The organism is Rhodococcus sp. X156, from assembly GCF_004006015.1.
Taxonomy (GTDB): Bacteria; Actinomycetota; Actinomycetes; order Mycobacteriales; family Mycobacteriaceae; genus X156.
In genome coordinates this window covers 1353022-1379675 of record NZ_CP034766.1, presented here as the reverse complement: position 1 = coordinate 1379675, position 26654 = coordinate 1353022, and the positions used below count along the sequence as shown (strand labels likewise).

The following is a 26654-nucleotide window of genomic DNA, read 5'->3' as shown; positions in this document are numbered from 1 at the left end:
GCACTGTCTACCAGTCGCGCGGGCCCGTGGGGGCCGACGGTGCGGCGTGGTCGACCGGGTGGCGCGAGCCGCTGATGGTGGCGCTGCCCAGGACGACGTCACCCTCGGGGTCGGGCCGGTAGAAGACCGCGGCCTGACCAGCGGCAACCCCGCGCAGCGGCTGGTGCAGGGTGACCTCCACCCCCTCGGCGGTGACCGTGACGGTGGCCGGGGCCAGGCCCCCGTGCGCCCGCACCTGCACCACGCACTCCAGCGGGCTGTCCGGGGCGTGCCCGTGGGTCCACACGGGGCGGGTCCCACGGAGGTGGTGCACGTCCAGGTGCGCCGCGGAGCCCACGGTCACGGTGCCCGCCTCGGCGTCAATGGCGGTGACGTAGCGGGGGCGCCCGTCCGGGGCGGGAGCGTCCAGGCCCAGGCCCTTGCGCTGGCCGATGGTGAACCCGTGCACGCCCTCGTGCGACCCGAGCACGCTGCCGGAGTCGGCGTCCACCACCGCACCCGGACGCACCCCGATCCGGGTGCCGAGGAAGGCGCGGGTGTCCCCCGAGGGGATGAAGCAGATGTCGTGGCTGTCCGGCTTCTCCGCCACGGCCAGCCCGCGCCGGGCAGCCTCGGCGCGGATCTCCGGCTTGGGGGTGTCCCCCACCGGGAACACCGCGCGGCCCAGCTGGTCGGCGGTGAGCACCGCCAGCACGTAGGACTGGTCCTTGTCGGCGTCCACGGCCCGGCGCAGCACGCCGTCGGACAGCCGCGCGTAGTGCCCGGTGGCCACGGCGTCGAAGCCCAGGGCCACGGCCCGCTCGGCCAGGGCGGAGAACTTGATCTTCTCGTTGCACCGCAGGCAGGGGTTGGGCGTCTCCCCCGCCGCGTAGGCCGCCACGAAGTCGTCCACCACGTCCTCGGCGAACTGGGCGGCGAAGTCCCACACGTAGAACGGGATGCCCAGCACGTCGGCGGCGCGGCGGGCGTCGCCGGCGTCCTCCTTGGAGCAGCAGCCCCGCGATCCGGTGCGCAGCGTGCCCGGCGAGGCCGACAGGGCCAGGTGCACGCCCACCACGTCGTGGCCCGCCGCCACCATGCGGGCAGCGGCGACCGCGGAGTCCACGCCGCCGCTCATCGCGGCCAGCACCCGCATCAGCCCCGCACCGCCGTCCGGGCCGCCCCCGCGCTGGTCAGCCCCGCCATCCGGGCCCGCTCCACCACCGGGACGATGGCGTCCAGGAAGGTGTGCACGTCCGCCTCGGTGGAGGTGTGCCCCAGCGACAGCCGCAGCGAGCTGCGCGCGGCGTGCGGGTCCACCCCCATGGCGATGAGCACGTGGCTGGGCTGCGCCACCCCGGAGGTGCAGGCCGAGCCGGTGGAGCACTCGATGCCGCGGGCGTCGAGCAGCATCAGCAGGGAGTCGCCCGCACAGCCGGGGAAGGTCAGGTGGGCGTTGCCGGGCAGCCTGCCCTGCGGGGACGGGTCTCCGTTGAGCACCGCGTCGTCCACCACGTCGAGCACGCCGCGCACCAGCTGGTCGCGCAGCGTGGCCATCCGCGCGGCCCGCTCGGGCAGGGTGCGGGTGGCGACCTCGGCGGCGGTGGCCAGACCGAGCACGCCGACCACGTCCGGGCTGCCCGAGCGCACGTCGCGCTCGTGGCCGCCACCGTGCAGCAGGGGCACGCAGCCCACGTCGCGGCCGAGCAGCAGCGCCCCGGTCCCGAAGGGTCCGCCGAGCTTGTGGCCGGTGATGGTGAGCGCGTCGGCGCCGCTGGCGCGGAAGTCCACCGGCAGCTGGCCGACCGCCTGCACGGCGTCGGTGTGCAGCGGCACCCCGTGGGCGTGCGCGATCTCGGCCAGGGCTGCGACGTCGGTGATGGTGCCGACCTCGTTGTTCGCCCACATCACGCTGACCAGGGCGGTGTCGTCGGCGTGCGCGGCCAGCGCGGCCCGCAGCGTCTCCGGCTGCACCCGCCCGTGCGCGTCCACCGGCAACCAGGTGAGCACCGCGCCCTCGTGCTCCACCAGCCACTGGGCGGCGTCGATCACCGCGTGGTGCTCGGCTGCCCCCACCAGCAGGCGGCGCCGCCGCGGGTCGGCGGCGGTGCGCGACCAGTAGATCCCCTTGATCGCCAGGTTGTCGCTCTCGGTACCGCCGCCGGTGAAGATCACCTCGGTGGGCCGGGCGCCCAGCACCTGGGCCAGCAGCTCGCGAGACTCCTCCACGCGGCGGCGAGCGGCACGGCCGGAGCCGTGCAGGGACGCGGCGTTGCCCGCGCTGCCCATCGCCTCGGTCACCACGGCCACCGCCTCCGGAAGCATGGGAGTGGTGGCGGCGTGGTCCAGGTAGACGGTTGCCGAGGCTGGGGTGCTAGTCATGACCGGACCAGGGTACGCGGCTGAGAACGCCACGAAGCCCCCACCCGCAGCGCGGACAGGGGCCTCGTGGGCATGGTGCTGACCGGGTCAGCCCTTGCGGTTGTTCACCTCGTCGGTGAGCTGCGGCGCGACCTTGAACAGGTCGCCCACGACGCCGAAGTCGGCGATCTCGAAGATCGGCGCCTCCTCGTCCTTGTTCACCGCGACGATGGTCTTCGACGTCTGCATCCCGGCCCGGTGCTGGATGGCACCGGAGATGCCCAGGGCCAGGTAGAGCTGCGGGGAGACCGTCTTGCCGGTCTGGCCCACCTGGAACTGGCCCGGGTAGTAGCCGGAGTCCACCGCGGCGCGCGAGGCGCCGACAGCAGCCTTGAGGGAGTCGGCCAGCGCCTCCACCACGGTGAAGTTGTCCGCACTGCCCACGCCACGTCCACCGGAGACCACGACGCTGGCCTCGGTGAGCTCGGGACGGTCGCCACTGACGACCGGCTCGCGGCTGGTGATCTTGGTGGCCGTCGCGGCGTCGGGAGCCGGCACCTCGACGGTCTCCTGCGTGCCGGCACCGGCCTGCGGCGCGGCGTCGATGGCGCCGGGCCGGACGGTGATGACCGGCACGCTGGTGTTGGCCTTGGCCGTCACCGTGAACGCGCCACCGAAGATGGAGTGCTTGACGGAGCCGTCGGCATCCACCGCGACGACGTCGGTGAGCAGGCCGGAGCCCAGGCGCAGGGCCAGCCGTCCGGCGACCTCCTTGCCGATGACGCTCGCGGCGGCCACGACGGCGGCCGGGCTGGTCTGCTCGACGAGCTTGGCCAGCACGTCCACCTGGGGGGTGACCAGGTAGCCGTCGACGTCGTCGGACTCGCCGACGTAGATCTTCTCCGCACCGGCCGCGGCCAGCGCGTCCGCCATGCCTGCCGCGGTGCCGGCGGCGCCGAGCACCACCGCCGAGGGCTCACCCAGCGCGCGCGCCGCGGTGATGAGCTCGGATGAAACCTTCTTCAACTCGCCGTCAGCGTGCTCGACGAGTACCAGGACCTCTGCCATTTTCTGGTTCTCCTACCTTCTCGTCCGGTTGGTCTCGAGCACGCCGTCAGATGATCTTCTGCGCCACGAGGTACTGCGCGATCTTGCTGCCGCCGTCGCCCTCGTCGGAGACGCGCTCGCCACCGCCACGGGGCGGCTTGGGCACCGACTCGGAGACCGAGCTCATCGCGTTGGCCAGGCCGACCTCGCTGGGGTCGATGCCGGCGTCGGCCAGCGTCAGCGTGGTGACCGGCTTCTTCTTGGCGGCCATGATCCCCTTGAAGGAGGGGTAGCGCGGCTCGTTGATCTTCTCGGTCACGCTGACCACGGCGGGCAGCGAGGCCTCGAGCTGGAAGACACCCTCGTCGGTCTCCCGCTCGGCGGTGATGGTGCCGCCGTTGATGGCCAGCTTGCGCACCTGGGTGAGCTGTGGGCGGCCGAGGAGCTCGGCCAGCATCGCCGGGAGGGCGCCGGAGCGACCGTCGGTCGACTCGTTGCCCGCGATGACCAGGTCAACCTCGCCCAGCGTGCCGATGACCTTGGCCAGCGCCTTGGCGGTCTGGATGGCGCAGGAGCCGTGCAGCGCCTCGTCGGAGAGGTGCACCGCCTTGTCGGCGCCCATGGACAGCGCCTTGCGGATGGCGTCGGTCGCGCGGTCGGGACCCATGGTCACCACGGTGACCTCGCCCTCGCCGGCCTCCTTGAGCAGCAGTGCCTCCTCGACAGCGCGCTCGTTGATCTCGTCGAGCACCGCGTCGGCCGAAGCACGGTCGAGGGTGAAGTCACTCTCGGACAGCTTGCGGTCCGACCACGTGTCGGGAACCTGCTTGATCAGCACAACGATGTTCATGGGTCTTCTTCGACCTCCTGCGAGTGGTGGTGATCCTGACCTTCGGTAGAGCAGGATGGCACGGCGTAGCTCTGCCCATATGTTACTGGCGGGTAATAACTGTGCAACTCAATGCTAAGCGATCCCCGCCACACTCCCGCGTGCCGGACCGCCGCTGCGGCACAGGTACTACTCTGCGCCGGTGACCGACTCCGCTCCCGCCACCCAGGACAGCGTGGACCAGAACGGCGCTGGCCAGGGCCCCGCCCCGGCTGTCGTCGAGGCTCTGCCCATCACCGGTGAGCGCACCGTCCCCGGCATCGCCGAGGAGAACTACTGGTTCCGCCGCCACGAGGTGGCCTACCTCGACCTGGCCCGGCACTGCGCCGGCCGCACCGTGCTGGAGGCCGGCTGCGGGGAGGGCTACGGCGCCGACCTGTTGTCCCGCAGCGCTGCCCGCGTGGTGGCGCTGGACTACGACGCGCACACCGCCGCCCACGTCGGCCGGCGCTACCCCGGCCTGGACGTGCTGCGCGGCAACCTGGCGGCGCTGCCGCTGCGCACCGCGTCGGTGGAGGTGGTGGTGAACCTGCAGGTCATCGAGCACCTGTGGGACCAGGCGGAGTTCCTGCGCGAGTGCGCCCGGGTGCTGGCCCCCGGTGGCGTGCTGCTCATCAGCACCCCCAACCGCATCACCTTCTCCCCCGGCCGGGACACCCCGCTGAACCCCTTCCACACCCGCGAGCTCAACGCCGACGAGCTGGCCGAGCTGCTGGTCGAGGCCGGCTTCACCGTGCAGTCCATGCGCGGGCTGCACCACGGCCCGCGGCTGCGGGCACTGGACGCCGCCCACGGCGGGTCCTTCATCGACGCCCAGCTGGACCGCTCGCTGGCCGGCGAGGCCTGGCCGGAGCAGCTGGTGGCCGACGTGGCCTCCATCAGCACCGACGACTTCGAGATCGTGGAGCCCGACGTGGACGCGAGCCTGGACCTGGTCGCGGTCGCGGTCCGCCGGTGAGCACCGAGCCCGTCGGCACCTTCTGCCTGGTGCTGCACTCCCACCTGCCGTGGCTGGCCCACCACGGCCGCTGGCCGGTGGGCGAGGAGTGGCTCTACCAGTCCTGGGCCGGCTCGTACCAGCCGCTGTTCGCCATGCTGCGCCGCCTCGCCGACGAGGGCCGCACCCGCCAGCTCACCCTGGGCGTCACCCCGGTGCTGGCCGCGCAGCTCGACGACGCGCACAGCCTGCGCGGCATGCACGACTGGCTGGGCGACTGGCAGCTGCGAGCGCACTCCGCGGCCGGGCGCCGGGGCGAGGACGCGCTGCAGCGCCTGGCCACCCACGAGCACCGCGCCGCCGAGGCCGCGCTGGGTGACTTCGAGACGCACTGGCGCCACGGCGGCTCCCCGCAGGTGCGCTCGGTGGTGGACTCCGGCGTGGTGGAGCTGCTCGGCGGGCCGCTGACCCACCCCTTCCAGCCGCTGATGGACCCCCGGCTGCGTGACTTCGCGCTGCGCTCGGGCCTGGCCGACGCCACCGCCCGCACCGGGCGCACCCCGGCCGGCATCTGGGCCCCGGAGTGCGCCTACGCCCCCGGCATGGAGACCGGCTACGCCGCCGCCGGTGTGCGCCACTTCCTGGTGGACGGACCCGCCCTGCACGGCGCGACCAGCACCGCCCGGACCGTGGGCGACAGCGACGTGGTCTGCTTCGGCCGCGACCTCGAGGTCAGCTACAAGGTGTGGTCGCCGCGCTCGGGCTACCCCGGCCACGCCGCCTACCGCGACTTCCACACCTACGACCACCCCAGCGGGCTCAAGCCGGCCCGGGTCACCGGGCGTGGCGTCGCCCCGGAGGCCAAGGCGCCCTACGACCCCGCCCGGGCCGCGGCGGCGGTGCAGCAGCACGCCGCGGAGTTCGTGGAGGTGGTGCGCTCCCGGCTCGCCTCGCTGGCCGAGCGCGACGGACGCCCTGGCCTGGTGGTGGCCGCCTACGACACCGAGCTGTTCGGGCACTGGTGGCACGAGGGGCCCGCCTGGGTGGAGGCCGTGCTGCGGCTGCTGCCCGAGGCCGGCGTCCGGGTGACCACCCTGGAGGGTGCGGTGGAGGCCGGCTGCGTGGGCGCACCGGTGGACCTGCCCGCGTCGTCGTGGGGCTCGGGCAAGGACTGGCGGGTGTGGGCCAGCGACGAGGTCAGCGACTTCGTCCGGCTCAACGCCGACGTCACCCGCACCGCGCTGTCCACGGTGGACGACCTGGTCAAGGAGCAGGGCCGCAACCCGGTCGCCGACCAGATCCTCCGGGAGGCGCTGCTGGCGCTGTCCAGCGACTGGGCCTTCATGGTCACCAAGGACTCCGCCCCCGACTACGCCCGCACCCGAGCCCAGACCCACGCCCACGCGGTGCACGAGATCGCCGGTGCGGTGCGCGCGGGAGGTCCTGCGCTGGCGCTGGCCGAGCAGTGGCGCCGTGCCGACGGACCCTTCGCCGCGCTGGACGCCCGCCGGCTCGCCACCCCCGGGAGCACGGCCTCGGCATGAGGATCCTCCTGGTGTCCTGGGAGTACCCGCCGGTGGTGGTGGGTGGGCTCGGCCGGCACGTGCACTCCCTCGCCTGCCACCTCGCCGCGGCCGGGCACGACGTGGCGGTGCTGGCCCGACGGCCCACCGGCACCGACGCCGGCACCCACCCGACCACGGACGCGGTGGTGGAGGGGGTGCGCGTCGTCGCGGTGGCCGAGGACCCGCTGGACCTGGTGTTCACCGAGGACCTGATGGCGTGGACGCTGGGGCTCAACCACGCCCTGGTGCGCGCCGGGCTGGCCCTGCAGCGCTCCGGCTGGCAGCCCGAGGTGGTGCACGGCCACGACTGGCTGGTCGCGCACGCCGCGGTGGCCCTGGCCGAGCACCTGCAGGTGCCGCTGGTGGCCACCCTGCACGCCACCGAGGCCGGCCGGCACAGCGGCTGGCTGCCCGACCGGATGAACCGCCAGGTGCACTCCGCGGAGTGGTGGCTGGCCAACAGCGCCGACTCGCTCGTCACCTGCTCGGCCGCCATGCGGGCCGAGGTCACCGAGCTGTTCCGCCCCGAGGCGCCGGTGACGGTGCTGCACAACGGCATCGACCTGGACCACTGGCCGAGCCCGCCCCAGGTCGCCCGGACCGGACCGCCGCAGCTGCTGTTCCTGGGCCGCCTGGAGTGGGAGAAGGGCGTGCAGGACGCCATCGCCGCACTGGCCCGCGTGCGGCGCACGCACCCCGGCACCCGGCTGGTGGTGGCCGGCGAGGGCTCGCAGCTGGAGTGGCTGCGCGCGGAGGCCCGCCGGCACCGGGTGCTGCGCGCGGTGACCTTCGCCGGGCACCTGAGCACGACGCAGCTGCTGCAGCGGCTGGCGCGGGCGGACGCGGTGGTGCTGCCCAGCCGCTACGAGCCGTTCGGCATCGTGGCGCTGGAGGCGGCCGCCGCCGGGGCGCCCCTGGTGGCCTCCTCGGCCGGCGGGCTGGGCGAGGCGGTGCAGCACGGCGTGACCGGGCTGTCGTTCACACCGGGTGACGTGGCCGGGCTGACCACCGCGGTGCGCTCCGTGCTGGACGACCCCGGCGCGGCGCGGGAGCGCGCCCAGCGGGCCCGCGCGCGCCTGGACACCGACTTCTGCTGGACCAGCATCGCCGCGGCCACTGTGGACGTCTACCGCGCGGCCCACCGACGCCCACGGGCACCGCTGGCCCGCCCGGTGATCCCGCCGAACCCGCTGCCCGGCCGCTGACGCCGGCTACAGGGTGCTGCCGCGGTCCTTGCTGCGCGGCACCAGCGCGGGGCTGAGGGTGCCGCGACGCTGGGCCAGGGCCGTGACGAACTCGCGCACCACGTCGTCGGCGGCGTGCTGCGGGGTCCACCCCAGCTCAGTGCGGGCGCGGGTGGTGTCCATGATGGGCGCACCGGCCGCGAGGTTCACCCAGCCGGGCTCCACCGGCTGCAGCCGCGTCTGCCAGCTGAGCTTGCCGGCCGCCCGGGCGGCGCCGATCGGCAGGGGCGGACCCACGCCGCCGAAGGCCGCGGCCCAGGTGCTGCGGTCCAGCGCGGGCTCGGCGGCCAGGTTGAACGCGCCCTCGGCCCGCTGGTGCAGCATGCGCACCAGGGCGTCGGCGACGTCGTCGGCGTGCACGAACTGCAGGTTCACCCCGGGCGGGAACGGCACCAGGCGCAGCAGCGCCGGGCGCAGCAGCCGGGTGGGCACCAGCGGACCCATGAAGTAGCGGGCGATCTCCGAGGCAGCGTCGGGCTGCAGGATCAGCCCGGGTCGCACCCGGGTGACCGTCGTCCCTGGCGCGTCGAGCTCGTCGAGCATCGCCTCGGTGGCGGCCTTGTCCACGCTGTAGGAGGAGGTGGGCACACCGGTGTGCGGCCAGCTCTCGGTGACCACCTGGCCCTGCTCGGCCGGGGCGTAGACCCCGATGGAGGACTGGTAGACCAGGTGCGGCACGCCCTGGGCGACCGCGGCGTCGATCACCCGGCGGGTGCCGCCCTGGTTGGTGCGGTGCAGCAGCGGCTGGTTGTAGGACGGCTGGATCAGCCAGGCCAGGTGCACCACCGCGTCCGCGCCGGCGAAGGCCCGCTCCAGCACCTCCCCGGAGAACGGGTACGACAGGTCCGTGCCCACCCACTCCACGCCACGGTAGGGGTCCACGTCCGGTGGTGGGCGGCGGCAGATGCCCACCACCTCGTGCTCGGCCGAGTCAGCTGACAGCGCCCGCAGGAGGGCGGTGCCCACGTTGCCCGACGCTCCGGTGACCACTACCCGCATGGCAGGAGCATCCGCATGTTGTTCATCAGCCGAGTCGACCACACCGCACCCCCTGCCGCACGGCGAGCGCGGCACACCGAGCCCGTGGCTCAGCCGCCGAGGCCGAGCGCCTTCTTGCGCTCGATGTCGGCCAGCGCGGCCTCCAGCTGGGCCCGCTCCGCGGCGGTGGCCTCCCAGTCGTCGTAGCGGTTGCGCACCACCCGCGCCGGGGCACCCACCGCGATGCTGCCGTCGGGCACGTCGCCCTTGACCACCGCGTGGGCGCCGAGGACGCAGCCGCGGCCCACCCGCGTGCCGCGCAGCACGGTCACCTTGGTGGCGATCCAGCAGTCGGGTCCGATCCGGACCGGAGTCTTGACGATCCCCTGGTCCTTGATCGGCGTGTTGACGTCGGCGTAGATGTGGTCGAAGTCGCAGATGTAGACCCAGTCGGCCACCAGGGTGGAGGCACCGATCTCGATGTCCAGGTAGGTGTTGACCACGTTGTTGGCCCCGAAGACGGCCTTGTCGCCGATGCGCAGCGACCCCTCGTGGCAGCGGATGGCGTTGCCGTCACCGATGTGGACCCAGCGGCCGATCTCCATGCGGGCCAGCCCGGGAGTGGCGTGCAGCTCCACGTTGCGGCCGAGGAACACCATCCCCCGGAGCACCACGTGCGGGTTGGCCATCTTGAAGCGCAGCAGCCGCCAGTAGCGCACCAGGTACCAGGACGTGTAGGCCTTGTTGCGCAGCACCCACCGCAGCGAGGCGAGGGTGAGGAAGCGGGCCTGCTCCGACTCGCCGCTGCCGCGACCGGCCCGCCAGCGGGCACGCAGCGGCGCACCCCACATGCTCGTCATGGGCAGCGAGCCTACTGGCGGGGCCGACCATCTCGGCAATGCCCCGCCGGGCAGGTCAGGCGCCGCGCGGGGGGCAGCGCTGCGCCCAGAGCCTGCTCAGGCGCTCGGCCACGTCCTCGCCCAGCTGCTCGTGCGGGACACCCTGGATGGCACCCTCGAGGGCCACCAGGGCGTAGGTGCAGTCGATCAGGCCCTCGGCCTCCAGCCGGGCACAGACCTCGACCGCACCGGCCTCGCGCAGCGACTCCAGGTCGGGCACCCCCACCCAGCGCAGGTCGTTGGCCAGGGCGGGACTGATGTTCTCGGCCTCCTCCAGCGGGGTGCCGGAACCGGTGCGGCGCGGGTCGCGCAAAACCTTGCCGATCATGCCGTGCTCCCCCTTGCTGAGCGGGTGAAGGCAGTGCGGGTGGTGCAGCAGGTACTGCGTCCACTCTCGCCCGAGCTGTGCTGCGAAGTGGACCAGTGCGTCGTCCCGGCCCATTTAACACGGTTCGGCGGGGCGCCGAAATGGGAAAGATCACCCCGCTGACCACTTCCCCCGGCTCAGCTGGTGCGGTGCGCGGTGCAGACGTAGGCCCGGTGCGCGTCGCCGATGCGGGCCAGCACCACGCTCAGCGCGGGCCCGCCCGAGCGTCCCGCGAGCTTGAGCCGCGGGCGGAGCACGGCGGGATCGACGTCGAGGCCGCGCACCAGGATCTCCACCGAGGACGCACCGCGGCGCCGCAGCGCCTGGCGCAGCGCCTTCTCCGAGTAGGCCAGCTCCTCCAGCACCCGGAAAGCGCGCACCCCGGGGGGCGGGACGTCGCCGGTGAGGTAGGCGATGTGCGAGTCCAGCTGGCCCAGGCCGTGTCGGGCGCCGTAGTGGCGCACCAGCCCGGCCCGGACGACCGCACCGTCGGGCTCGACGATCCACTCCCCCACCGGGCGCACGTCGGTGTCGTCCGGCTCGGCGTCGGTGATCGTCCACGCGGCGTCGCGGCTGCTGAGCACGGTGGCCCTGCGGTGCACGGGGCCCTGGTGGCCGGGGCTGCTCAGGCCGGCTGAGTACAGGCAGGCCTCGCGCACGCCGCCGTCCAGGGAGACCAGCTCCACCTCGCCCGCCCAGTCCAGCAGGTCCACGTCCAGCCCGGGTGCGCACTTCACCGCCAGGTCCCGGCCACGGTAGACCTCCAGCAGCGCCGGCAGCGGCGGCTGCAGCGCCGCGGGGTCGTGCCGGCGGCCCCGGGTGTCCCGACGCCCCGGGTCGGCGAGCACCACGGTGTCGCGGCTGACCGGGGCCAGCGCGTCGGCGCGGGCCAGCGCCACCCCGGCGACGTTGTGCGCCGCCATCGCCAGCCGCACGGGGTCCAGGTCGGAGCCGAGCACCCGGCCGGCCACGCCGGTCAGCTCGGCCAGCTCGGCACCCACCGAGCAGGTGACGTCGTGCACGTCCCGGCCGGCCAGGCGCTGGGCGCGGTGCCGCGCCACCAGGGTGGGGGTGGCCTGCTGCAGCGCGTCGTCGGTGAACAGCCAGTGCTGCGCCTCGGTCAGCTTCGCTACCGCCCGGCGGCGCAGCAGCAGCGTCTCCAGCACTGCCGGAGCGTGGTCGCCGGCCACCGCGCGCACCGCGGCCACGTCGGCCAGCCGGGACGCGGTGGTCAGCGGCAGGTCCGCACACCGGGCCAGGACGTCCGAGCCCTCCGCGGACCGCAGGAAGCGGACGTCGGAGAGGTCGAACGCGTAGCCCACTAGTGGCTGTCGGCAGCGGCCGGCTTCACGCCGGTGACCATCGCGTTGTAGAAGAACTGGCGAGGCACCACCCGGTTGAGCACCTTCTCGTCCAGCGCCGCCATCCGCTGCCAGCTCTTGAACGCGAAGAAGTTCCACCGCACGCCCAGCTTGCCGGCGGGCACCGCGGCCTCGAGGGTGCGCATCGGCCAGCCCAGCAGCGCAGCGGCGAGCTCCTCGGTCTCCACGTGCACGTCCACGGCACCGGCGCGCAGCGCCATCCGCTCCAGCTCGCTGGGGTCGAAGGTGTGCAGGTCCACCACGGCCTCCAGCGCCGCCGCGCGGGAGGACTCGTCCAGCTCGCCCTGCGGCTTGCGCCAGGACGTCAGCCCCGGCAGCTTGGTCACTCGGGTTGCGGTCTCCCAGGTGAGCCGACCCAGCAGCCGCGCGTAGCGGTTGCCGATGGTGGTGGGCTCCCCGGCGAACACCAGCCGTCCGCCGGGCTTGAGCACCCGCAGGCACTCCCGCAGCGACTGCTCCACGTCCGGGATGTGGTGCAGCACCGCGTGCCCGACGACGAGGTCGAAGGTGTTGTCCTCGTACGGGATCGTCTCGGCGTCGGCGACCCGGCCGTCGACGTCCAGGCCCAGGTGCTCGGCGTTGCGCAGCGCCACCTTGACCATGCCCGGGGACAGGTCGGTGACCGAGCCCTTCGTGGCCAGCCCGGTCATCATCAGGTTGAGCAGGAAGAAGCCGGTGCCGCTGCCCAGCTCCAGCGCCCGCTCGTAGGGCACCTCGCGAGCGGCGACGTCCTTGGTGACCACCGCGTCGAAGCGGCCCCGCGCGTAGTCGTTGCAGCGCTGGTCGTAGGAGATCGACCACTTCTCGTCGTAGGTGCCTGCCTCCCAGTCGTGGTACAGGACCTGGGCGAGCTTGGTGTCGGAGTAGGCAGCCTGCACCTGCTCGGCGGTGGCGTGCGGGTTGGGCGCCGGGTCGACGTTGTCGCGGGTGCTCGCAGTCATGCGGGACACCCTAAGTGGTCCCTACTTGCCGGTAAACTTCGCCTTGCCAGGACCGTTCTCGACGAACGACGTCATGCCGATCTTCTGGTCCTCGGTGGCGAAGCCGGCGGCGAACAGGTGCGCCTCCAGCTTGAGGCCGCTGTCCAGGTCCATGTCCAGCCCGCTGTCGATGGCCGCCTTCGCAGCGGCCAGCGCACGGGCGGCGGCCTGGGTGAACTGGCCGGCCCAGGCCTTGGCGGCGGTGTAGACGTCGTCCGGGGCCACCACCTCGTCGATCATCCCGATGGCGAGCGCCTCCTCCGCGCCGACGAAGCGTCCGGTGAAGATGATGTCCTTGGCCTTGCTGGGGCCCACCAGGCGCGCCAGGCGCTGGGTGCCGCCGGCGCCGGGGATGATGCCCAGCAGCAGCTCGGGCTGGCCCACCTTCGCGTTGTCGCCGGCGATCCGCCGGTCGCAGCACAGTGCCAGCTCCATGCCGCCGCCCAGGGCGTAGCCGGTGATGGCGGCCACGGTGGGCTTGCTGATCTGCGCCACGGCCCGGAACGACTGGGTGAGCGAGCCACCGTCGGCGGCCATCTCGGCGTAGCTCTTGCTCGCCATCTCCTTGATGTCCGCGCCGGCGGCAAACACCTTCTCGCCGCCGTAGACGATCACCGCGCGCACGTCCTCGCGCTGGTCGGCCTCCTCGGCCGCCGCGCGCAGCTCCCGGTGCAGCGTCTCGTTCACCGCGTTCATCGGCGGGCGGTTCAGCCTGATGGTGCCGATGCCGTCCTGGACCTCGAGTGACACGAATTCAGCCATGGGCGGCACGCTACCGTCCCGGTGCGCCACCGCGGCAACCCTGTGTCAGGCCCGGCGGGCGAAGTACCGGCCGTCGATCTCGTCCAGCTTGATGGAGGCGCCGAAGGTCTCGCTGAGCGCCTCGCCGGTGATGACGTCCTCCACCAGGCCGGACGCGACCTCGCGGCCCTCGCGCAGCAGCAGGGCGTGGGTGAACCCCGGGGGGATCTCCTCCACGTGGTGGGTCACCAGCACCATGGCCGGCGCGTCGGGGTCCATCGCCAGCTCGGACAGCCGGTGCACGAGGTCCTCCCGACCACCCAGGTCCAGGCCTGCGGCCGGCTCGTCGAGCAGCAGCAGCTCCGGGTCGGTCATCAGCGCCCGGGCGATGAGCACCCGCTTGCGCTCCCCCTCGGACAGGGTGCCGAAGGCGCGGGTGGCCAGGTGGTCGGCGCCGAGCTCGGCCAGCAGCTCGTCGGCCCGATCGGTGTCCATCGCGTCGTAGGCCTCGCGCCAGCGCCCCAGCACGGCGTAGCCGGCGGAGACCACCAGGTCGCGCACCTGCTCCTCGCCGGGCACCCGGTTGGCCAGCGCTGCCGAGCACAGGCCGATGCGCGGGCGCAGCTCGAAGACGTCGGTGCGCCCCAGCACCTCGCCCAGCACGTGCGCGGAGCCGGCGGTGGGGTGCTCCTCGGCGGAGGCCAGCCGCAGCAGGGAGGTCTTGCCCGCCCCGTTGGGCCCCAGCACCACCCAGCGCTCGTCCAGCTCGACCTGCCAGGACAGCGGTCCGAGCAGCGTCGTGGACCCTCGGCGCAGGGTCACCTCGTCGAGGTCGACGAGCAGGTCGGGATCCGGTTCGCGTTGCACCACGCCGACCATCTTCCCGCACGGCCTCCAGGGGCAGAGGGCAGGATGCCCTCCGTGTCGCCTGAAACCCCTCCGCGCCCCGGGGCACCGTTCCCGCTGGGCGCTCACCTGACCGCCACCGGCGCCCGCTTCGCCGTCACCTCCTCGGCGGCCGAGCGGGTGGAGCTGTGCCTGCTCGACGACGACGGCGGGCAGCGCTGGGTGGAGCTGGTCGAGCGCACCTTCGACGTGTGGCACGGCCTGGTGGAGGGCGTGCGCGAGGGCCAGCGCTACGGCTACCGGGTGCACGGCCCTGGCCTGCCCCCGGCCACGCCGCCGGCGCTGCTGCTGGACCCCTACGCCCGCCGGGTCGCCGACGGGCTGGGGGTGGTGACCGCGGCCGGCGGCCCCGCCACCGGTCCCGCCCCGCAGGTGCCGTGGGAGGAGACGGTGATCTACGAGCTGCACGTGGGCAGCTTCACCTCCACCCACCCGGACGTGCCGGAGCAGCTGCGCGGCACCTTCGCCGGCGTGGGCCACCCCGCGGCGGTGGCGCACCTGGTGTCCCTGGGCGTGACCGCGGTGGAGCTGCTGCCGGTGCACGCCATCCGCACCGAGGACGGGGTGGCGGCGCGGGGGATGCGCAACCACTGGGGGTACTCCACGCTCGGCTTCTTCGCCCCGCACCCCGGCTACGCGGCCACCCCGGGCGCGGAGGTCGCCGAGTTCCGCGCCATGGTCGCCGCGCTGCACGAGGCCGGCATCGAGGTGCTGCTGGACGTGGTCTACAACCACACCTGCGAGGGCGGTGCGGACGGCCCGGTGCTGAGCATGCGGGGGCTGGACCCGCAGGCCTACTACCTGCACTCCCCCGACGGCAGGCTGCTCGACCTCACCGGCTGCGGCAACACCCTCGACCCCGCCTCGCCCACGGTGGTCCGCCTGGTCACCGACTCGCTGCGCTACTGGGCGCAGGAGATGGGGGTGGACGGCTTTCGCTTCGACCTGGCCAGCGCGCTGGGCCGCCCCCGCGGTGCCGAGTTCGACCCCCGGGCCCCGCTGCTCACCGCCATCGCCACCGACCCGGTGCTGAGCACCCGCAAGCTGATCGCCGAGCCGTGGGACGCCACCGGCCCCGGGTACCAGGTGGGCGGGTTCGGCGTGCAGTGGTCGGAGTGGAACGACCGCTACCGCGACACCGTCCGCGACTTCTGGTGCGGCAAGGCCACCCGGGGGGAGCTGGCCTACCGGCTGTCGGGCTCGTCCGACCTCTACGCCCGGGGCGGCCGCCGACCGTGGTCGAGCATCAACTTCGTCACTGCCCACGACGGCTTCACCCTGCACGACCTGGTGTCCTACGAGCGCAAGCACAACGAGGCCAACGGCGAGGACAACCGGGACGGCACCGACGACAACCACTCCTGCAACCACGGGGTGGAGGGCGCCACCGACGACCCCGCGGTGCTCACCTCCCGGGCGCACCACGTGCGGGCCCTGGCCGCGACGCTGATGCTCTCCACCGGCACCCCGATGCTGCTGGCCGGCGACGAGCTGGGCAACACCCAGGGCGGCAACAACAACGCCTACTGCGCACCCACCAGCACGGCGGCGCCGTGGACGCTGGACTGGGTTGCGGCCGACCCCGACCTGCTGGAGTTCTACCGCCGGCTGGGGCGGCTGCGCCGGTCCGCCCCCGCGCTGCGCCAGCCGGAGTTCTTCGAGGGCCGCGACACCCCGTCCGGGCAGCCCGACCTGGTGTGGTTCGGCGCCGAGGGCACCGAGATCACCGACGCCCAGTGGCAGGACCACACCCAGCGCACCGTGCAGATGTGGGTGGACGGCGGCGACGTGCGCTCCCACGACCGCCACGGCGACCTGCTCGCCGACCACAGCTGGCTGCTGGTGCTGCACAGCGGTGCACCGGCCCAGGTGAGGCTGGCGCCGGTGGGAGAGCTGGAGGTGGTGCTGGACTCCGGCTCCCCCACCGGCCTGCCCAGCGGGCCGCGGTTCCTGGCCGGCGGCACCACCGTGACGGTGCCCGAGCACACCCTGTGGGCGCTGCGGGTGCTGCCTCCCCGCGCCTGAGGGAGGCAGCACCGGCACTCAGGCCAGCGACACCAGGCCCAGCTCGGCCGGACCGGACAGCAGCTCGTTGCGGGGCAGCACCCGCACGGTGTACCCGGCGGCGCCGGCGTGCGGCAGGGGCACCTGCAGCTGGTAGGTGGTGGCCCCGGAGCCGTCGTTGGCCGCGCCCGCCGACTGCATCTCGTAGACCTGCACGTCGGTGAGCTCCTCGTCGGCGCCGATCCGGCCGAGCACCGCCTGCACGGTCACGTCCTGCTCGCGCAGCCCGGCCAGCTCCACGTTGGCCGTCAGGGTCAGCTCGGCCCCGATCACCGGCGTGTCGGGCAGCCCGGTGGCGTCCACTCCGGACACCCGCACCAGCGGCCACGCCGACTGCACGGCGTGCCGGTAGCCCGCCAGCTGCTTGGCGGCGCGGAAGTCGTCGGCAGCCATGGCGTGGGCAGCCACCGCGGCCGGCCGGTAGTAGCCCAGCACGTACTCGCGGACCATCCGGGAGGCCAGCACCTTCGGGGCGAGCTCGCGCAGGGTGTGGCGCACCAACTCCACCCAGCGGGCGGGCAGCCCGTCGTCACCGCGGTCGTAGAAGCGCGGCAGCACCGAGCGCTCCAGCAGCTCGTACATGGCAGCGGCCTCGAGGTCGTCGCGCCGGGTCTCGTCCAGCACGCCGTCGGCGGTGGGGATGGCCCAGCCGTTCTCGCCGTCGAACATCTCGTCCCACCACCCGTCCCGGATGGACAGGTTGAGCCCGCCGTTGAGCGCCGACTTCATTCCCGACGTGCCGCAGGCCTCCAGCGGCCGCAGCGGGTTGTTCAGCCAGACGTCGCAGCCCCAGTAGAGGAAGCGCGCCATGGACATGTCGTAGTCCGGCAGGAAGACGATGCGGTGCCGCAGGTCGTGGGTGTCGGCGAAGCGCACCACCTGCTGGATGAGCGCCTTGCCGCCGTCGTCGGCGGGGTGGCTCTTGCCGGCGATGACCAGCTGCACCGGGCGGTCGGGATCGGTCAGCATCGCCCGCAGCCGCTCCGGGTCGCGCAGCATCAGGGTGAGCCGCTTGTAGGTGGGCACCCGGCGGGCGAAGCCCACGGTGAGCACCTCGGGGTCGAAGACGTCCTTGACCCAGCCCAGCTCGGCCTCGGTGGCCCCGCGCTCCAGCCAGGACACCTTCACCCGGCGGCGCACCTCGTGCACCAGCTTGGTGCGCAGCTGGGTGCGCAGCTCCCACAGTCGCTCCGCGGGGACGTCGTTGAACATCTCGAACACCCGTGCCTGCCCGTCCGGGCGCAGCGCCTGCGAGACCCGCTCGCGGCCCACCATCTCCTCGGCCATCTCGAACCACTCGCGCGCCGCCCAGGTGGGGGCGTGCACGCCGTTGGTGACGTAGCCGATGGGTACCTCGGCGGCGTCGAAGCCCGGCCACAGCTCGGCGAACATGCCCCGGCTGACCTCGCCGTGCAGCCGGGAGACGCCGTTGGCGCGCTGCCCCAGCCGCAGGCCCATGTGCGCCATGTTGAACATGTGCGGGTCGGCCTCCGCGCCCAGGGCGAGGATGCGGTCGAGGGTCAGGCCGGGCAGCAGCCCGGAGTCGGCGCCGTCACCGGCGAAGTAGTGCCGCACCAGCGAGACCGGGAAGCGGTCGATGCCGGCGGGCACCGGGGTGTGCGTGGTGAAGACGGTGCCGGACCGGACCGCGGCCAGCGCGGCCTCGTAGTCCAGACCGTGCTCGGTGACCAGCTCGCGGATGCGCTCCAGGCCCAGGTAGCCGGCGTGGCCCTCGTTGGTGTGGAACACCTCCGGCTGCGGGTGACCGGTGATGTCGCAGTAGGCCCGCACGGCGCGCACGCCACCGATGCCGGCCAGGATCTCCTGCTTGATGCGGTGGTCCTGGTCGCCGCCGTAGAGGCGGTCGGTCACCCCGCGCAGCTCGGCGTCGTTCTCCCCGATGTCGGAGTCCAGCAGCAGCAGCGGCACCCGGCCCACCTGCGCGATCCACACCCGGGCGGCGAGCACCCGGTCGCCCGGCATGGCCACGTGCACCAGCACCGGGGAGCCGTCCTGGGTGGTGAGCAGCTGCAGCGGCAGGCCCTGCGGGTCCAGGGACGGGTAGTGCTCCAGCTGCCAGCCCTCCGCCGACAGCGACTGGCGGAAGTAGCCGGAGCGGTAGAGCAGGCCCACCGCCACCAGCGGCACCCCCAGGTCGGAGGACTCCTTGAGGTGGTCACCGGCCAGCACGCCGAGGCCGCCGGAGTAGTTGGGCAGCACCTCGCTGACGCCGAACTCCATGGAGAAGTAGGCCACCGCGCGCGGCAGCTCCTCGGTGCGGGCCATCTCCTGGTACCAGCGGGGCTCGGTCAGGTAGGAATGGAGCTCAGCGGCCTGCGCGTCCAGCCGTGTGGTGAATGACTCATCGGCCGCCAGCACGTCCAGCCGGGAGCGCGGCACCTCCCCCAGCAGGCGGACCGGATCGTGGCGGCACGACTGCCACAGCTCCTGGTCGATCTCGGCGAACAAGTCCTGCATGAGGGGGTTCCACGACCACCGCAGGTTCAGCGACAACGGCCCGAGGGCCGCCAAGCGTGCGGGCAGATGGGCTCGGACCGTAAACCGGCGAAGGGCTTTCACATCGCGAGCCTACCGAGAAATCACACTGTGCTCGGCTAGCGCTGCGGCCCGGCGCCCGGCAGGGTAGGACCCGAACCTCTACCCAAACACCCTTTTACGAATGGAGCTCATACGTGAGTGGTCGGCTCGGGATCGACGACGTGGCCCCTGTGGTGGCCTGCGGTCGCTACCCCGCCAAGGCGGTGGTCGGCGAGGTCATCCCCGTCGCGGCCACCGTGTGGCGCGAGGGACACGATGCAGTGGCCGCGACGGTCGTCTGGCGCGGCCCCGGTGCGGGCGCTGCCATGCAGGTGGCGATGACCGAGGGCGCCGAGCCCGACCGGTTCCACGCGCTGCTGCGGGCGGACTCCCCCGGGCTGTGGACCTTCCGGGTGGACGCCTGGAGCGACCCGCTGAGCACCTGGCGGCACGCCGTCAACGCCAAGGTCGGCGTGGGCCAGACCGCCGAGGAGCTGGCGAACGACCTGGAGATCGGTGCGCAGCTGCTCACCGAGGCCGCCCGCAAGGTGCCCAAGGCCGGCCGCGCCCGGGTGGTGGCCGCCGCGACCGCGCTGCGGGCCGACGCCACGGTGGCCGAGCGGATCGCACCCGCCTTCTCCGCGGAGGTCACCGAGCTGCTCCGGGTGTACCCGCTGCGCCAGCTGGTCACCCGCGGCAAGGTCAACCAGGTGTGGGTGGACCGCCCGCGCGCCCTGGTCGGCTCCTGGTACGAGCTGTTCCCGCGCTCGACCGGTGGCGTGGACGCCGACGGCAAGCCCGTGCACGGCACCTTCGCCACCGCCGCCGAGGAGCTGCCGCGCATCGCCGACATGGGCTTCGACGTGGTGTACCTGCCGCCCATCCACCCAATCGGCGAGGTCAACCGCAAGGGCCCCAACAACACGCTCACCCCCGGGCCGGAGGACGTGGGCTCGCCGTGGGCCATCGGCTCCGCCGAGGGCGGCCACGACGCCATCCACCCCCAGCTGGGCACGCTCGCGGACTTCGACGACTTCGTCGCGCGCACCACCGAGCTGGGCATGGAGGTGGCCCTGGACCTGGCGCTGCAGTGCGCGCCGGACCACCCCTGGGCGACCGAGCACCCGGAGTGGTTCACGGTGCTGCCCGACGGCACCATCGCCTTCGCGGAGAACCCGCCCAAGAAGTACCAGGACATCTACCCGCTGAACTTCGACAACGACCCCCAGGGGCTCTACGTCGAGGTGCTGCGCGTGGTGCGGCACTGGATGGACCACGGGGTGCGCATCTTCCGGGTGGACAACCCGCACACCAAGCCGCCGAACTTCTGGGAGTGGCTCATCGGCGAGGTCAAGAAGACCGACCCCGACGTGCTCTTCCTGGCCGAGGCGTTCACCCGCCCGGCCCGGCTCTACGGCCTGGCCCAGCTCGGCTTCACCCAGAGCTACACCTACTTCACCTGGCGCACCGCGAAGTGGGAGCTGGAGGAGTTCGGCCGGGAGATCACCGACAAGGCCGACGTGGCCCGGGCCAACCTGTTCGTCAACACCCCGGACATCCTGCACGCGTCGCTGCAGCACGGCGGCCCGGGCATGTTCGCCCTCCGCGCGGTGCTGGCGGCGACCCTGGCCCCCACCTGGGGCATGTACTCCGGCTACGAGCTCTACGAGGGCCAGGCCGTGCGTGAGGGCAGCGAGGAGTACCTGAACTCGGAGAAGTACGAGCTGCGTCCCCGCGACTTCGCCGGCGCCCTGGCGCACGGGCAGTCGCTGCAGCCGTTCGTCACCACGCTGAACACGATCCGGCGCAACCACCCCGCCCTGCAGCAGCAGCGCACGCTGCACTTCCACGCGGTGGACAACGACGCCCTGATCGCCTACTCCAAGTTCGACCCGGTCAGTGGAGACTGTGTGCTGGTGGTCGTCAGCCTCAACCCCTTCGGCACCGAGGAGGGCACCGTGTCGCTGGACCTGCCCGCCCTGGGCCGGGAGTGGTCCGACCGCTTCACCGTGCACGACGAGGTGACCGGCGACTACTACCAGTGGGGCCAGGCCAACTACGTGCGGCTGGAGCCGTGGCGCACCGTCGCCCACGTGCTCACCCTGCCGCACCTGTCCGCCGAGGCCCGCACGGCGCTCGCCCAGCGGGCGTAGCACCGGTGTTCCCCCTGCACAGCCCCCGTACCCCCGACACGACGCAAAGGTGAGCAACACGTTGAGCAGCAACCTCGGTCACTCCGTGCCCCCCGAGGCACACGACGCCGAAGGCCACCTCCCGGAGCCCAGCGCGGAGGACTTCGCGCACGCCCGCCAGCTGCGCGTGGACCCCGAGTGGTTCAAGAAGGCGGTGTTCTACGAGGTCCTCGTGCGCGCCTTCAACGACTCCAACGGCGACGGCACCGGCGACCTGCGCGGCCTCGCGGAGAAGCTGGACTACCTGTCCTGGCTGGGGGTGGACTGCCTCTGGCTGCCCCCGTTCTACGACTCGCCCCTGCGCGACGGCGGCTACGACATCCGGGACTTCCGCGCGGTGCTGCCGGAGTTCGGCACCGTCGAGGACTTCGTCTACGTGCTGGACCAGGCGCACCGCCGCGGCATCCGGATGATCACCGACCTGGTCATGAACCACACCTCGGACACCCACATGTGGTTCCAGGAGTCCCGCCGCGACCCCGACGGGCCCTACGGCGACTTCTACATGTGGGCCGACGACGACACCGGCTACCCCGAGGCCCGGATCATCTTCGTCGACACCGAGCAGTCCAACTGGACCTGGGACCCGGTGCGCAAGCAGTACTACTGGCACCGCTTCTTCTCCCACCAGCCGGACCTGAACTACGACAACCCGGCCGTGCAGGAAGCGATGATCGACGTGCTCCGCTTCTGGCTGGACCTGGGCATCGACGGCTTCCGCCTGGACGCGGTGCCGTACCTGTTCGCCCGCGAGGGCACCAACTGCGAGAACCTGCCGGAGACCCACGAGTTCCTCAAGCGCTGCCGCAAGGTGGTGGACGAGGAGTACCCCGGCCGGGTGCTCCTGGCCGAGGCCAACCAGTGGCCGTCGGACGTGGTGGCGTACTTCGGCGAGCCGGACAACGGCGACGAGTGCCACATGGCGTTCCACTTCCCGCTGATGCCGCGCATCTTCATGGCGGTGCGTCGGCAGAGCCGCTTCCCCATCTCCGAGATCCTGGCCCAGACCCCAGCCATCCCGTCCTCCGCCCAGTGGGGCATCTTCCTGCGCAACCACGACGAGCTGACCCTGGAGATGGTCACCGACGAGGAGCGCGACTACATGTACGCGGAGTACGCCAAGGACCCGCGGATGAAGGCCAACATCGGCATCCGCCGCCGGCTGGCCCCGCTGCTGGAGAACGACCGCAACCAGCTCGAGCTGTTCGCGGCCCTGCTGCTGAGCCTCACCGGCTCGCCCGTCCTCTACTACGGCGACGAGATCGGCATGGGCGACAACATCTGGCTGGGTGACCGCGACGCGGTGCGCACTCCCATGCAGTGGACGCCGGACCGCAACGCCGGCTTCTCCCGGGCGGACCCGGCCCGGATGTACCTGCCGGTCATCCTCGACCCCACCTACGGCTACGAGGCGGTCAACGTCGAGCAGCAGATGGGCTCCACCAACACGCTGCTGCACTGGACTCGGCGGATGATCGAGGTGCGCAAGCAGCACCCCGCCTTCGGGCTGGGCACCTTCACCGAGCTGGGCAGCCAGAACCCGAGCGTGCTGTCGTACCTGCGCGAGCTGGCCCCCTCGGCCACCTCGGCGGAGGGACCGGGCAAGACCGCCGACGTGATCCTCTGCGTGAACAACCTCTCGCGCTTCCCCCAGGCCGTGAAGCTGGACCTGAGCCCGTTCGCCGGGCGCATCCCGGTCGAGCTCACCGGCTCGGTGCCCTTTCCCTCGATCGGCACGGAGGAGTACATGATCACGTTGCCTGGCCACGGGTTCTTCTGGTTCGCCCTGCAGCCCGACCCGGCCCTGCAGGAGCCGCACGAGCAGGAGGCCGCGGCGCACCCCTCCGAGGCCGCCAGCGCGGTGCAGGCCTGATGCCGGGGCTCGAGCAGTCCCTCGCCACCTGGCTGCCGCGGCAGCGGTGGTTCGGTGCCATCGGCCACGCCGTCGAGGCGGTGCAGGTGCGCAGCCGGGTGGTGCTGGCCCAGGCCGACGACCAGCGGGTGGAGCACCTGCTGGTGTCGGTGGACCTCGCCGACGCCCCGACCCAGCTGTTCCAGGTTCCGCTGATCTACCGCGCCACCCCGCTGTCCGACTCTGCCGCGGCCGCCCTGCACGGGGCGGTCGGGCAGGACGAGCAGGGCTGGGTCGCCTACGACGGGCTGCGCGACCCCGACGCCATCGCGGTGCTCGCCGAGCACCTCGCCGCGGGGCGCCCGGTCGACCACCTGCGCTTCGCGGTGGAGGACGGGGTCACCATCCCGGCCGGGCTCACCGGTCGCGCGCTGTCGGCCGAGCAGTCCAACACCTCGGTCGTGCTCGGTGAGCTGCTGCTGGTCAAGGTGTTCCGCCGCGTCGCCCCCGGGCTCAACCCCGACCTGGAGCTGCACCGGGCGCTGGCTGCGGCCGGCTGCACCTGCATCGCGCCGGTCCGCGCGTGGCTGGAGGGCGAGGTGGACGGTGAGCCGACCACCCTGGCCATGGCTCACGACTACGCCCTCAACGTGGCCGACGGCTGGCAGATGGCCCTGACCAGCGTGCGTGACCTGTTCCTCGAGGCCGACCTGCACGCCGAGGAGGTGGGCACCGACTTCTCCGGCGAGGCCCACCGCATCGGGACGGCCGTGGCCGAGGCGCACGCCGGGCTGGCCGCCGCGCTGGGCACCGTGGAGTGCGCCAGCACCGAGGGCCCCACCAGCCCCGTGCCCGGCATGCTGGCCCGCCTGGACGCCGCCGTCCAGGTGGTGCCCGAGCTGGCCGAGCACGTCGAGGCGATGCGCGAGGTGTTCCAGGCCGCCGAGCCCTTCACGGCGTCGCTGACGATGCAGCGGGTGCACGGCGACCTGCACCTGGGCCAGGTGCTGCGGGTACCCGCACGCTGGCTGCTCATCGACTTCGAGGGTGAGCCGGCCAAGTCGCTGGCCGACCGCCGCCGCCCCGACAGCGTGCTGCGCGACATCGCGGGGATGCTCCGCTCCTTCGACTACGCCGCGTTCCACCAGCTGACCGGCAGCGAGCACGCCGGCCCGCCCTCGCAGCTGGAGTTCCGCGCCCGGGAGTGGGCACAGCTCAACATCTCCTCCTTCTGCGAGGGCTACGCCGAGGTGACCGGCGCCGACCCGCGCGAGCACCCCGAGCTGCTGCGGGCCTACGAGCTGGACAAGGCCATCTACGAAGCCGTCTACGAGGCGCAGCACCGGCCCACCTGGCTGGCCATCCCGCTGCGGGCGATTCGTCGCCTCAGTGCCGCTCCCCCGGGTGCCACCCCCACGGGTGCCACCCCCACGGGTGCCGCCCCCACGCGCGCCGTACCTGCTCGAACCACAGAGAAGGACCTCACATGAGCACCCCGGCCACCCGCCCCGACGCGCGTCCGGACGCTGTCGAGCTGGCCCGACTGCTGGAGGGCACCCACCACGACCCGCACGCCCTGCTGGGCGCCCACCCGGCCGGTCGGGCCACGATCATCCGCGCCCTGCGCCCCGACGCCACCTCGGTGAAGGCCCGCATCGGCGGCACCGACCACGACCTCGCGCACATCGAGGGCGGCCTGTTCGGCGCCGCGGTGCCGGTGACCGACCTGGCGGACTACCGCCTGGTGGTCACCTACGGCGAGGAGACCACCGTGGTCGCCGACGGCTACCGGTTCCTGCCCACCCTGGGCGAGGTGGACCAGCACCTGATCGCCGAGGGCCGCCACGAGCGGCTGTGGGACGCCCTCGGTGCGCACGTGCGCAGCTACGACACCCCGGACGGCACCGTCGAGGGGGTGTCCTTCGCGGTGTGGGCGCCCAACGCCCGCGGCATCTCGGTGGTCGGCGACTTCGACGGCTGGAACGGCCGGGCCACCCCCATGCGCGCGCTGGGGTCCACCGGCGTCTGGGAGGTCTTCGTCCCCGGCCTCAGCGACGGCACCCGCTACAAGTTCCGGGTGCACGGCGCCGACGGCAGCGTGATGGACAAGGCCGACCCGATGGCGTTCGCCACCGAGGTCCCGCCCGCCACCGCGTCGGTGGTGCACACCAGCAGCTACGAGTGGAACGACGACGCCTGGCTCGCCCGGCGCGCCGAAGGTCGTCCGCACGCCGAGCCGATGAGCGCCTACGAGGTGCACCTGGGCTCGTGGCGGCCGGGGCTGGGCTACCTGGAGCTGGCTGACCAGCTGGCCGCGTACGTGCGGGAGACCGGCTTCACCCACATCGAGCTGCTGCCGGTGGCCGAGCACCCCTTCGGCGGGTCCTGGGGCTACCAGGTCACCTCCTACTACGCCCCCACGTCGCGCTTCGGCACCCCCGACGAGTTCAAGGCCTTCGTGGACGCCATGCACGCCGCGGGCATCGGCGTCCTGGTGGACTGGGTTCCCGCCCACTTCCCCAAGGACGCCTGGGCGCTGGCCCGCTTCGACGGCACCGCGCTGTACGAGCACGCCGACCCGCGCCGCGGCGAGCAGCGCGACTGGGGCACCTACGTCTTCGACTTCGGTCGCAGCGAGGTCCGCAACTTCCTGGTGGCCAACGCCCTGTACTGGCTGGAGGAGTTCCACGTCGACGGCCTGCGGGTGGACGCCGTGGCCTCGATGCTCTACCTGGACTACTCCCGCGAGGAGGGCCAGTGGGAGCCCAACATCCACGGCGGCCGGGAGAACCTCGAGGCGGTGGCGTTCCTGCAGGAGATGAACGCCACGGTCTACAAGAACCACCCCGGCGTGGTCACCATCGCCGAGGAGTCCACCTCCTGGCCCGGCGTCACCCGGCCCACCCACCTCGGCGGCCTGGGCTTCGGGATGAAGTGGAACATGGGCTGGATGCACGACACGCTCGACTACCTGGCCCACGACCCGGTCTACCGCACCTACCACCACCACGGCATGACCTTCTCGCTGGTCTACGCCTGGAGCGAGAACTTCGTGCTGCCCATCAGCCACGACGAGGTGGTGCACGGCAAGGGGTCGCTGTGGGAGCGGATGCCCGGCGACGACTGGAACAAGGCCGCCGGCGTGCGCGGTCTGCTGGCCTACATGTGGGCGCACCCCGGCAAGCAGCTGCTGTTCATGGGCAGCGAGTTCGGCCAGCCCAGCGAGTGGTCGGAGAAGAACGGGCTGCAGTGGGGGGTGCTGGAGGACCCCGAGCGCGGTGCCACCCACCGCGGCATCCAGCGGATGGTCGGCGACCTCAACGCCACCTACCGCAGCCTGCCCGCGCTGTGGTCGCAGGACACCTCACCGGAGGGCTTCGGCTGGATCGACGCCAACGACGCCGAGAACAACGTGCTCAGCTTCCTGCGCCACGGCGACGACGGCTCGGTGGTGGCGTGCGTGGCGAACTTCTCCGGTCAGCCCCGTGAGGGCTACCGGCTGGGGCTGCCCCAGGCGGGCACGTGGCGCGAGGTGCTCAACACCGACGCCGAGGTCTACGGCGGCTCCGGGGTGGGCAACCTGGGTGCGGTGCACGCCACCGACGAGCCGTGGCACGGCCGGCCCGCCTCCGCCGACGTCCGGCTGCCCCCGGCCGGCGTGCTGTGGCTGGTGCACGAGCAGTAGCTCCGAGTTCGTCCACCCCGGCGCCACTGACAGATAGGATCCCGCCAC

General features: G+C 72.8%; 20 protein-coding genes. 8 read left to right on the top strand and 12 right to left on the bottom strand.

Annotated features, from left to right (window positions below; genetic code table 11):
* Nucleotides 1-7: 7 nt before the first annotated feature.
* From mnmA to ELX43_RS06500, 4 genes are all read right to left on the bottom strand, one after another.
* Nucleotides 8-1135 (bottom strand): tRNA 2-thiouridine(34) synthase MnmA, encoded by a 1128-nt coding sequence (gene mnmA, locus ELX43_RS06515; protein WP_127782656.1) that lies wholly within the window; start codon nucleotides 1133-1135, stop codon nucleotides 8-10.
* On the bottom strand, nucleotides 1135-2361 hold the full coding sequence (locus ELX43_RS06510) for a cysteine desulfurase family protein (RefSeq protein ID WP_127782655.1): 1227 nt from the start codon (nucleotides 2359-2361) through the stop codon (nucleotides 1135-1137). The genes mnmA and ELX43_RS06510 overlap by 1 nt, the downstream gene beginning before the upstream one ends.
* Nucleotides 2362-2448: 87 nt before the next feature.
* Nucleotides 2449-3408, bottom strand: coding sequence for an electron transfer flavoprotein subunit alpha/FixB family protein (locus ELX43_RS06505; protein WP_127782654.1), 960 nt, complete (start codon nucleotides 3406-3408; stop codon nucleotides 2449-2451).
* A 46-nt stretch (nucleotides 3409-3454) separates the two neighbouring features.
* The gene (locus tag ELX43_RS06500; RefSeq protein ID WP_127782653.1) at nucleotides 3455-4237 is read right to left on the bottom strand and encodes an electron transfer flavoprotein subunit beta/FixA family protein; all 783 of its coding nucleotides are present in this window, start codon (nucleotides 4235-4237) and stop codon (nucleotides 3455-3457) included.
* 214 nt (nucleotides 4238-4451) lie between these two features.
* On the opposite strand from ELX43_RS06500, the gene ELX43_RS06495 reads away from it, so the two are divergent.
* Genes ELX43_RS06495 through ELX43_RS06485 form a run of 3 tightly spaced genes read left to right on the top strand, consistent with a single transcriptional unit; the run spans nucleotide 4452 to nucleotide 7983 of the window.
* Complete coding sequence (locus ELX43_RS06495; protein ID WP_127784728.1) at nucleotides 4452-5234, top strand: class I SAM-dependent methyltransferase; 783 nt, start codon at nucleotides 4452-4454, stop codon at nucleotides 5232-5234.
* Nucleotides 5231-6757, top strand: a complete 1527-nt coding sequence (locus ELX43_RS06490) for a glycoside hydrolase family 57 protein (protein ID WP_127782652.1) — start codon at nucleotides 5231-5233, stop codon at nucleotides 6755-6757. Before ELX43_RS06495 ends, ELX43_RS06490 begins: the two co-directional genes overlap by 4 nt.
* Nucleotides 6754-7983, top strand: a complete 1230-nt coding sequence (locus tag ELX43_RS06485; RefSeq protein WP_127782651.1) for a glycosyltransferase family 4 protein — start codon at nucleotides 6754-6756, stop codon at nucleotides 7981-7983. Before ELX43_RS06490 ends, ELX43_RS06485 begins: the two co-directional genes overlap by 4 nt.
* A gap of 6 nt (nucleotides 7984-7989) precedes the next feature.
* Here ELX43_RS06485 and ELX43_RS06480 read toward each other — a convergent pair whose 3' ends face one another.
* The 7 genes from ELX43_RS06480 to ELX43_RS06450 all read right to left on the bottom strand — a co-directional run bounded on the left by ELX43_RS06480 (nucleotide 7990) and on the right by ELX43_RS06450 (nucleotide 14248).
* Nucleotides 7990-9021, bottom strand: coding sequence for an NAD-dependent epimerase/dehydratase family protein (locus ELX43_RS06480; protein ID WP_127782650.1), 1032 nt, complete (start codon nucleotides 9019-9021; stop codon nucleotides 7990-7992).
* Between the two features lie 89 nt (nucleotides 9022-9110).
* Entirely contained in the window at nucleotides 9111-9860 is a 750-nt protein-coding gene (locus tag ELX43_RS06475; RefSeq protein WP_127782649.1) for an acyltransferase, read from the bottom strand.
* A 55-nt stretch (nucleotides 9861-9915) separates the two neighbouring features.
* A complete protein-coding gene (locus ELX43_RS06470; RefSeq protein WP_164860592.1) occupies nucleotides 9916-10227 on the bottom strand; it encodes a TfoX/Sxy family DNA transformation protein in 312 nt (103 codons plus the stop codon).
* A gap of 176 nt (nucleotides 10228-10403) precedes the next feature.
* The gene (locus tag ELX43_RS06465) at nucleotides 10404-11588 is read right to left on the bottom strand and encodes a class I SAM-dependent methyltransferase (RefSeq protein ID WP_127782647.1); all 1185 of its coding nucleotides are present in this window, start codon (nucleotides 11586-11588) and stop codon (nucleotides 10404-10406) included.
* Nucleotides 11588-12589 carry a class I SAM-dependent methyltransferase gene (locus ELX43_RS06460; protein WP_127782646.1) on the bottom strand — a complete coding sequence of 334 codons (1002 nt, stop codon included), beginning with the start codon at nucleotides 12587-12589 and terminating at the stop codon, nucleotides 11588-11590. The genes ELX43_RS06465 and ELX43_RS06460 overlap by 1 nt, the downstream gene beginning before the upstream one ends.
* A 21-nt stretch (nucleotides 12590-12610) precedes the next feature.
* Nucleotides 12611-13390 (bottom strand): enoyl-CoA hydratase-related protein, encoded by a 780-nt coding sequence (locus ELX43_RS06455; RefSeq protein ID WP_127782645.1) that lies wholly within the window; start codon nucleotides 13388-13390, stop codon nucleotides 12611-12613.
* A 45-nt stretch (nucleotides 13391-13435) separates the two neighbouring features.
* Nucleotides 13436-14248, bottom strand: a complete 813-nt coding sequence (locus ELX43_RS06450) for an ABC transporter ATP-binding protein (RefSeq protein WP_127782644.1) — start codon at nucleotides 14246-14248, stop codon at nucleotides 13436-13438.
* A 42-nt stretch (nucleotides 14249-14290) separates the two neighbouring features.
* Between ELX43_RS06450 and glgX the strand changes: the two genes are divergently transcribed.
* A complete protein-coding gene (gene glgX / locus ELX43_RS06445; protein ID WP_241249812.1) occupies nucleotides 14291-16300 on the top strand; it encodes a glycogen debranching protein GlgX in 2010 nt (669 codons plus the stop codon).
* Nucleotides 16301-16318: 18 nt separating this feature from the next.
* Here glgX and glgP read toward each other — a convergent pair whose 3' ends face one another.
* On the bottom strand, nucleotides 16319-18919 hold the full coding sequence (gene glgP, locus ELX43_RS06440; protein ID WP_127782642.1) for an alpha-glucan family phosphorylase: 2601 nt from the start codon (nucleotides 18917-18919) through the stop codon (nucleotides 16319-16321).
* A 113-nt stretch (nucleotides 18920-19032) separates the two neighbouring features.
* On the opposite strand from glgP, the gene ELX43_RS06435 reads away from it, so the two are divergent.
* The 4 genes from ELX43_RS06435 to glgB all read left to right on the top strand — a co-directional run bounded on the left by ELX43_RS06435 (nucleotide 19033) and on the right by glgB (nucleotide 26606).
* Entirely contained in the window at nucleotides 19033-21030 is a 1998-nt protein-coding gene (locus tag ELX43_RS06435; RefSeq protein ID WP_127782641.1) for an alpha-1,4-glucan--maltose-1-phosphate maltosyltransferase, read from the top strand.
* A 61-nt stretch (nucleotides 21031-21091) separates the two neighbouring features.
* The gene (gene treS / locus ELX43_RS06430) at nucleotides 21092-22942 is read left to right on the top strand and encodes a maltose alpha-D-glucosyltransferase (protein ID WP_127782640.1); all 1851 of its coding nucleotides are present in this window, start codon (nucleotides 21092-21094) and stop codon (nucleotides 22940-22942) included.
* Nucleotides 22942-24411 (top strand): hypothetical protein, encoded by a 1470-nt coding sequence (locus tag ELX43_RS06425; RefSeq protein WP_164860591.1) that lies wholly within the window; start codon nucleotides 22942-22944, stop codon nucleotides 24409-24411. Before treS ends, ELX43_RS06425 begins: the two co-directional genes overlap by 1 nt.
* A complete protein-coding gene (glgB, locus tag ELX43_RS06420; RefSeq protein ID WP_127782639.1) occupies nucleotides 24408-26606 on the top strand; it encodes a 1,4-alpha-glucan branching protein GlgB in 2199 nt (732 codons plus the stop codon). The genes ELX43_RS06425 and glgB overlap by 4 nt, the downstream gene beginning before the upstream one ends.
* Nucleotides 26607-26654: the final 48 nt, after the last annotated feature.

What these genes read in the sequence shown, in the direction of transcription:
- mnmA (WP_127782656.1), bottom strand. Translation starts at nt 1,135, where the DNA reads ATGCGGGTGCTGGCCGCGATGAGCGGCGGCGTGGACTCCGCGGTCGCC.
- ELX43_RS06510 (WP_127782655.1), bottom strand. Translation starts at nt 2,361, where the DNA reads ATGACTAGCACCCCAGCCTCGGCAACCGTCTACCTGGACCACGCCGCC.
- ELX43_RS06505 (WP_127782654.1), bottom strand. Translation starts at nt 3,408, where the DNA reads ATGGCAGAGGTCCTGGTACTCGTCGAGCACGCTGACGGCGAGTTGAAG.
- ELX43_RS06500 (WP_127782653.1), bottom strand. Translation starts at nt 4,237, where the DNA reads ATGAACATCGTTGTGCTGATCAAGCAGGTTCCCGACACGTGGTCGGAC.
- ELX43_RS06485 (WP_127782651.1), top strand. Translation starts at nt 6,754, where the DNA reads ATGAGGATCCTCCTGGTGTCCTGGGAGTACCCGCCGGTGGTGGTGGGT.
- ELX43_RS06480 (WP_127782650.1), bottom strand. Translation starts at nt 9,021, where the DNA reads ATGCGGGTAGTGGTCACCGGAGCGTCGGGCAACGTGGGCACCGCCCTC.
- ELX43_RS06475 (WP_127782649.1), bottom strand. Translation starts at nt 9,860, where the DNA reads ATGACGAGCATGTGGGGTGCGCCGCTGCGTGCCCGCTGGCGGGCCGGT.
- ELX43_RS06470 (WP_164860592.1), bottom strand. Translation starts at nt 10,227, where the DNA reads ATGATCGGCAAGGTTTTGCGCGACCCGCGCCGCACCGGTTCCGGCACC.
- ELX43_RS06460 (WP_127782646.1), bottom strand. Translation starts at nt 12,589, where the DNA reads ATGACTGCGAGCACCCGCGACAACGTCGACCCGGCGCCCAACCCGCAC.
- ELX43_RS06455 (WP_127782645.1), bottom strand. Translation starts at nt 13,390, where the DNA reads ATGGCTGAATTCGTGTCACTCGAGGTCCAGGACGGCATCGGCACCATC.
- ELX43_RS06450 (WP_127782644.1), bottom strand. Translation starts at nt 14,248, where the DNA reads ATGGTCGGCGTGGTGCAACGCGAACCGGATCCCGACCTGCTCGTCGAC.
- ELX43_RS06425 (WP_164860591.1), top strand. Translation starts at nt 22,942, where the DNA reads ATGCCGGGGCTCGAGCAGTCCCTCGCCACCTGGCTGCCGCGGCAGCGG.
- glgB (WP_127782639.1), top strand. Translation starts at nt 24,408, where the DNA reads ATGAGCACCCCGGCCACCCGCCCCGACGCGCGTCCGGACGCTGTCGAG.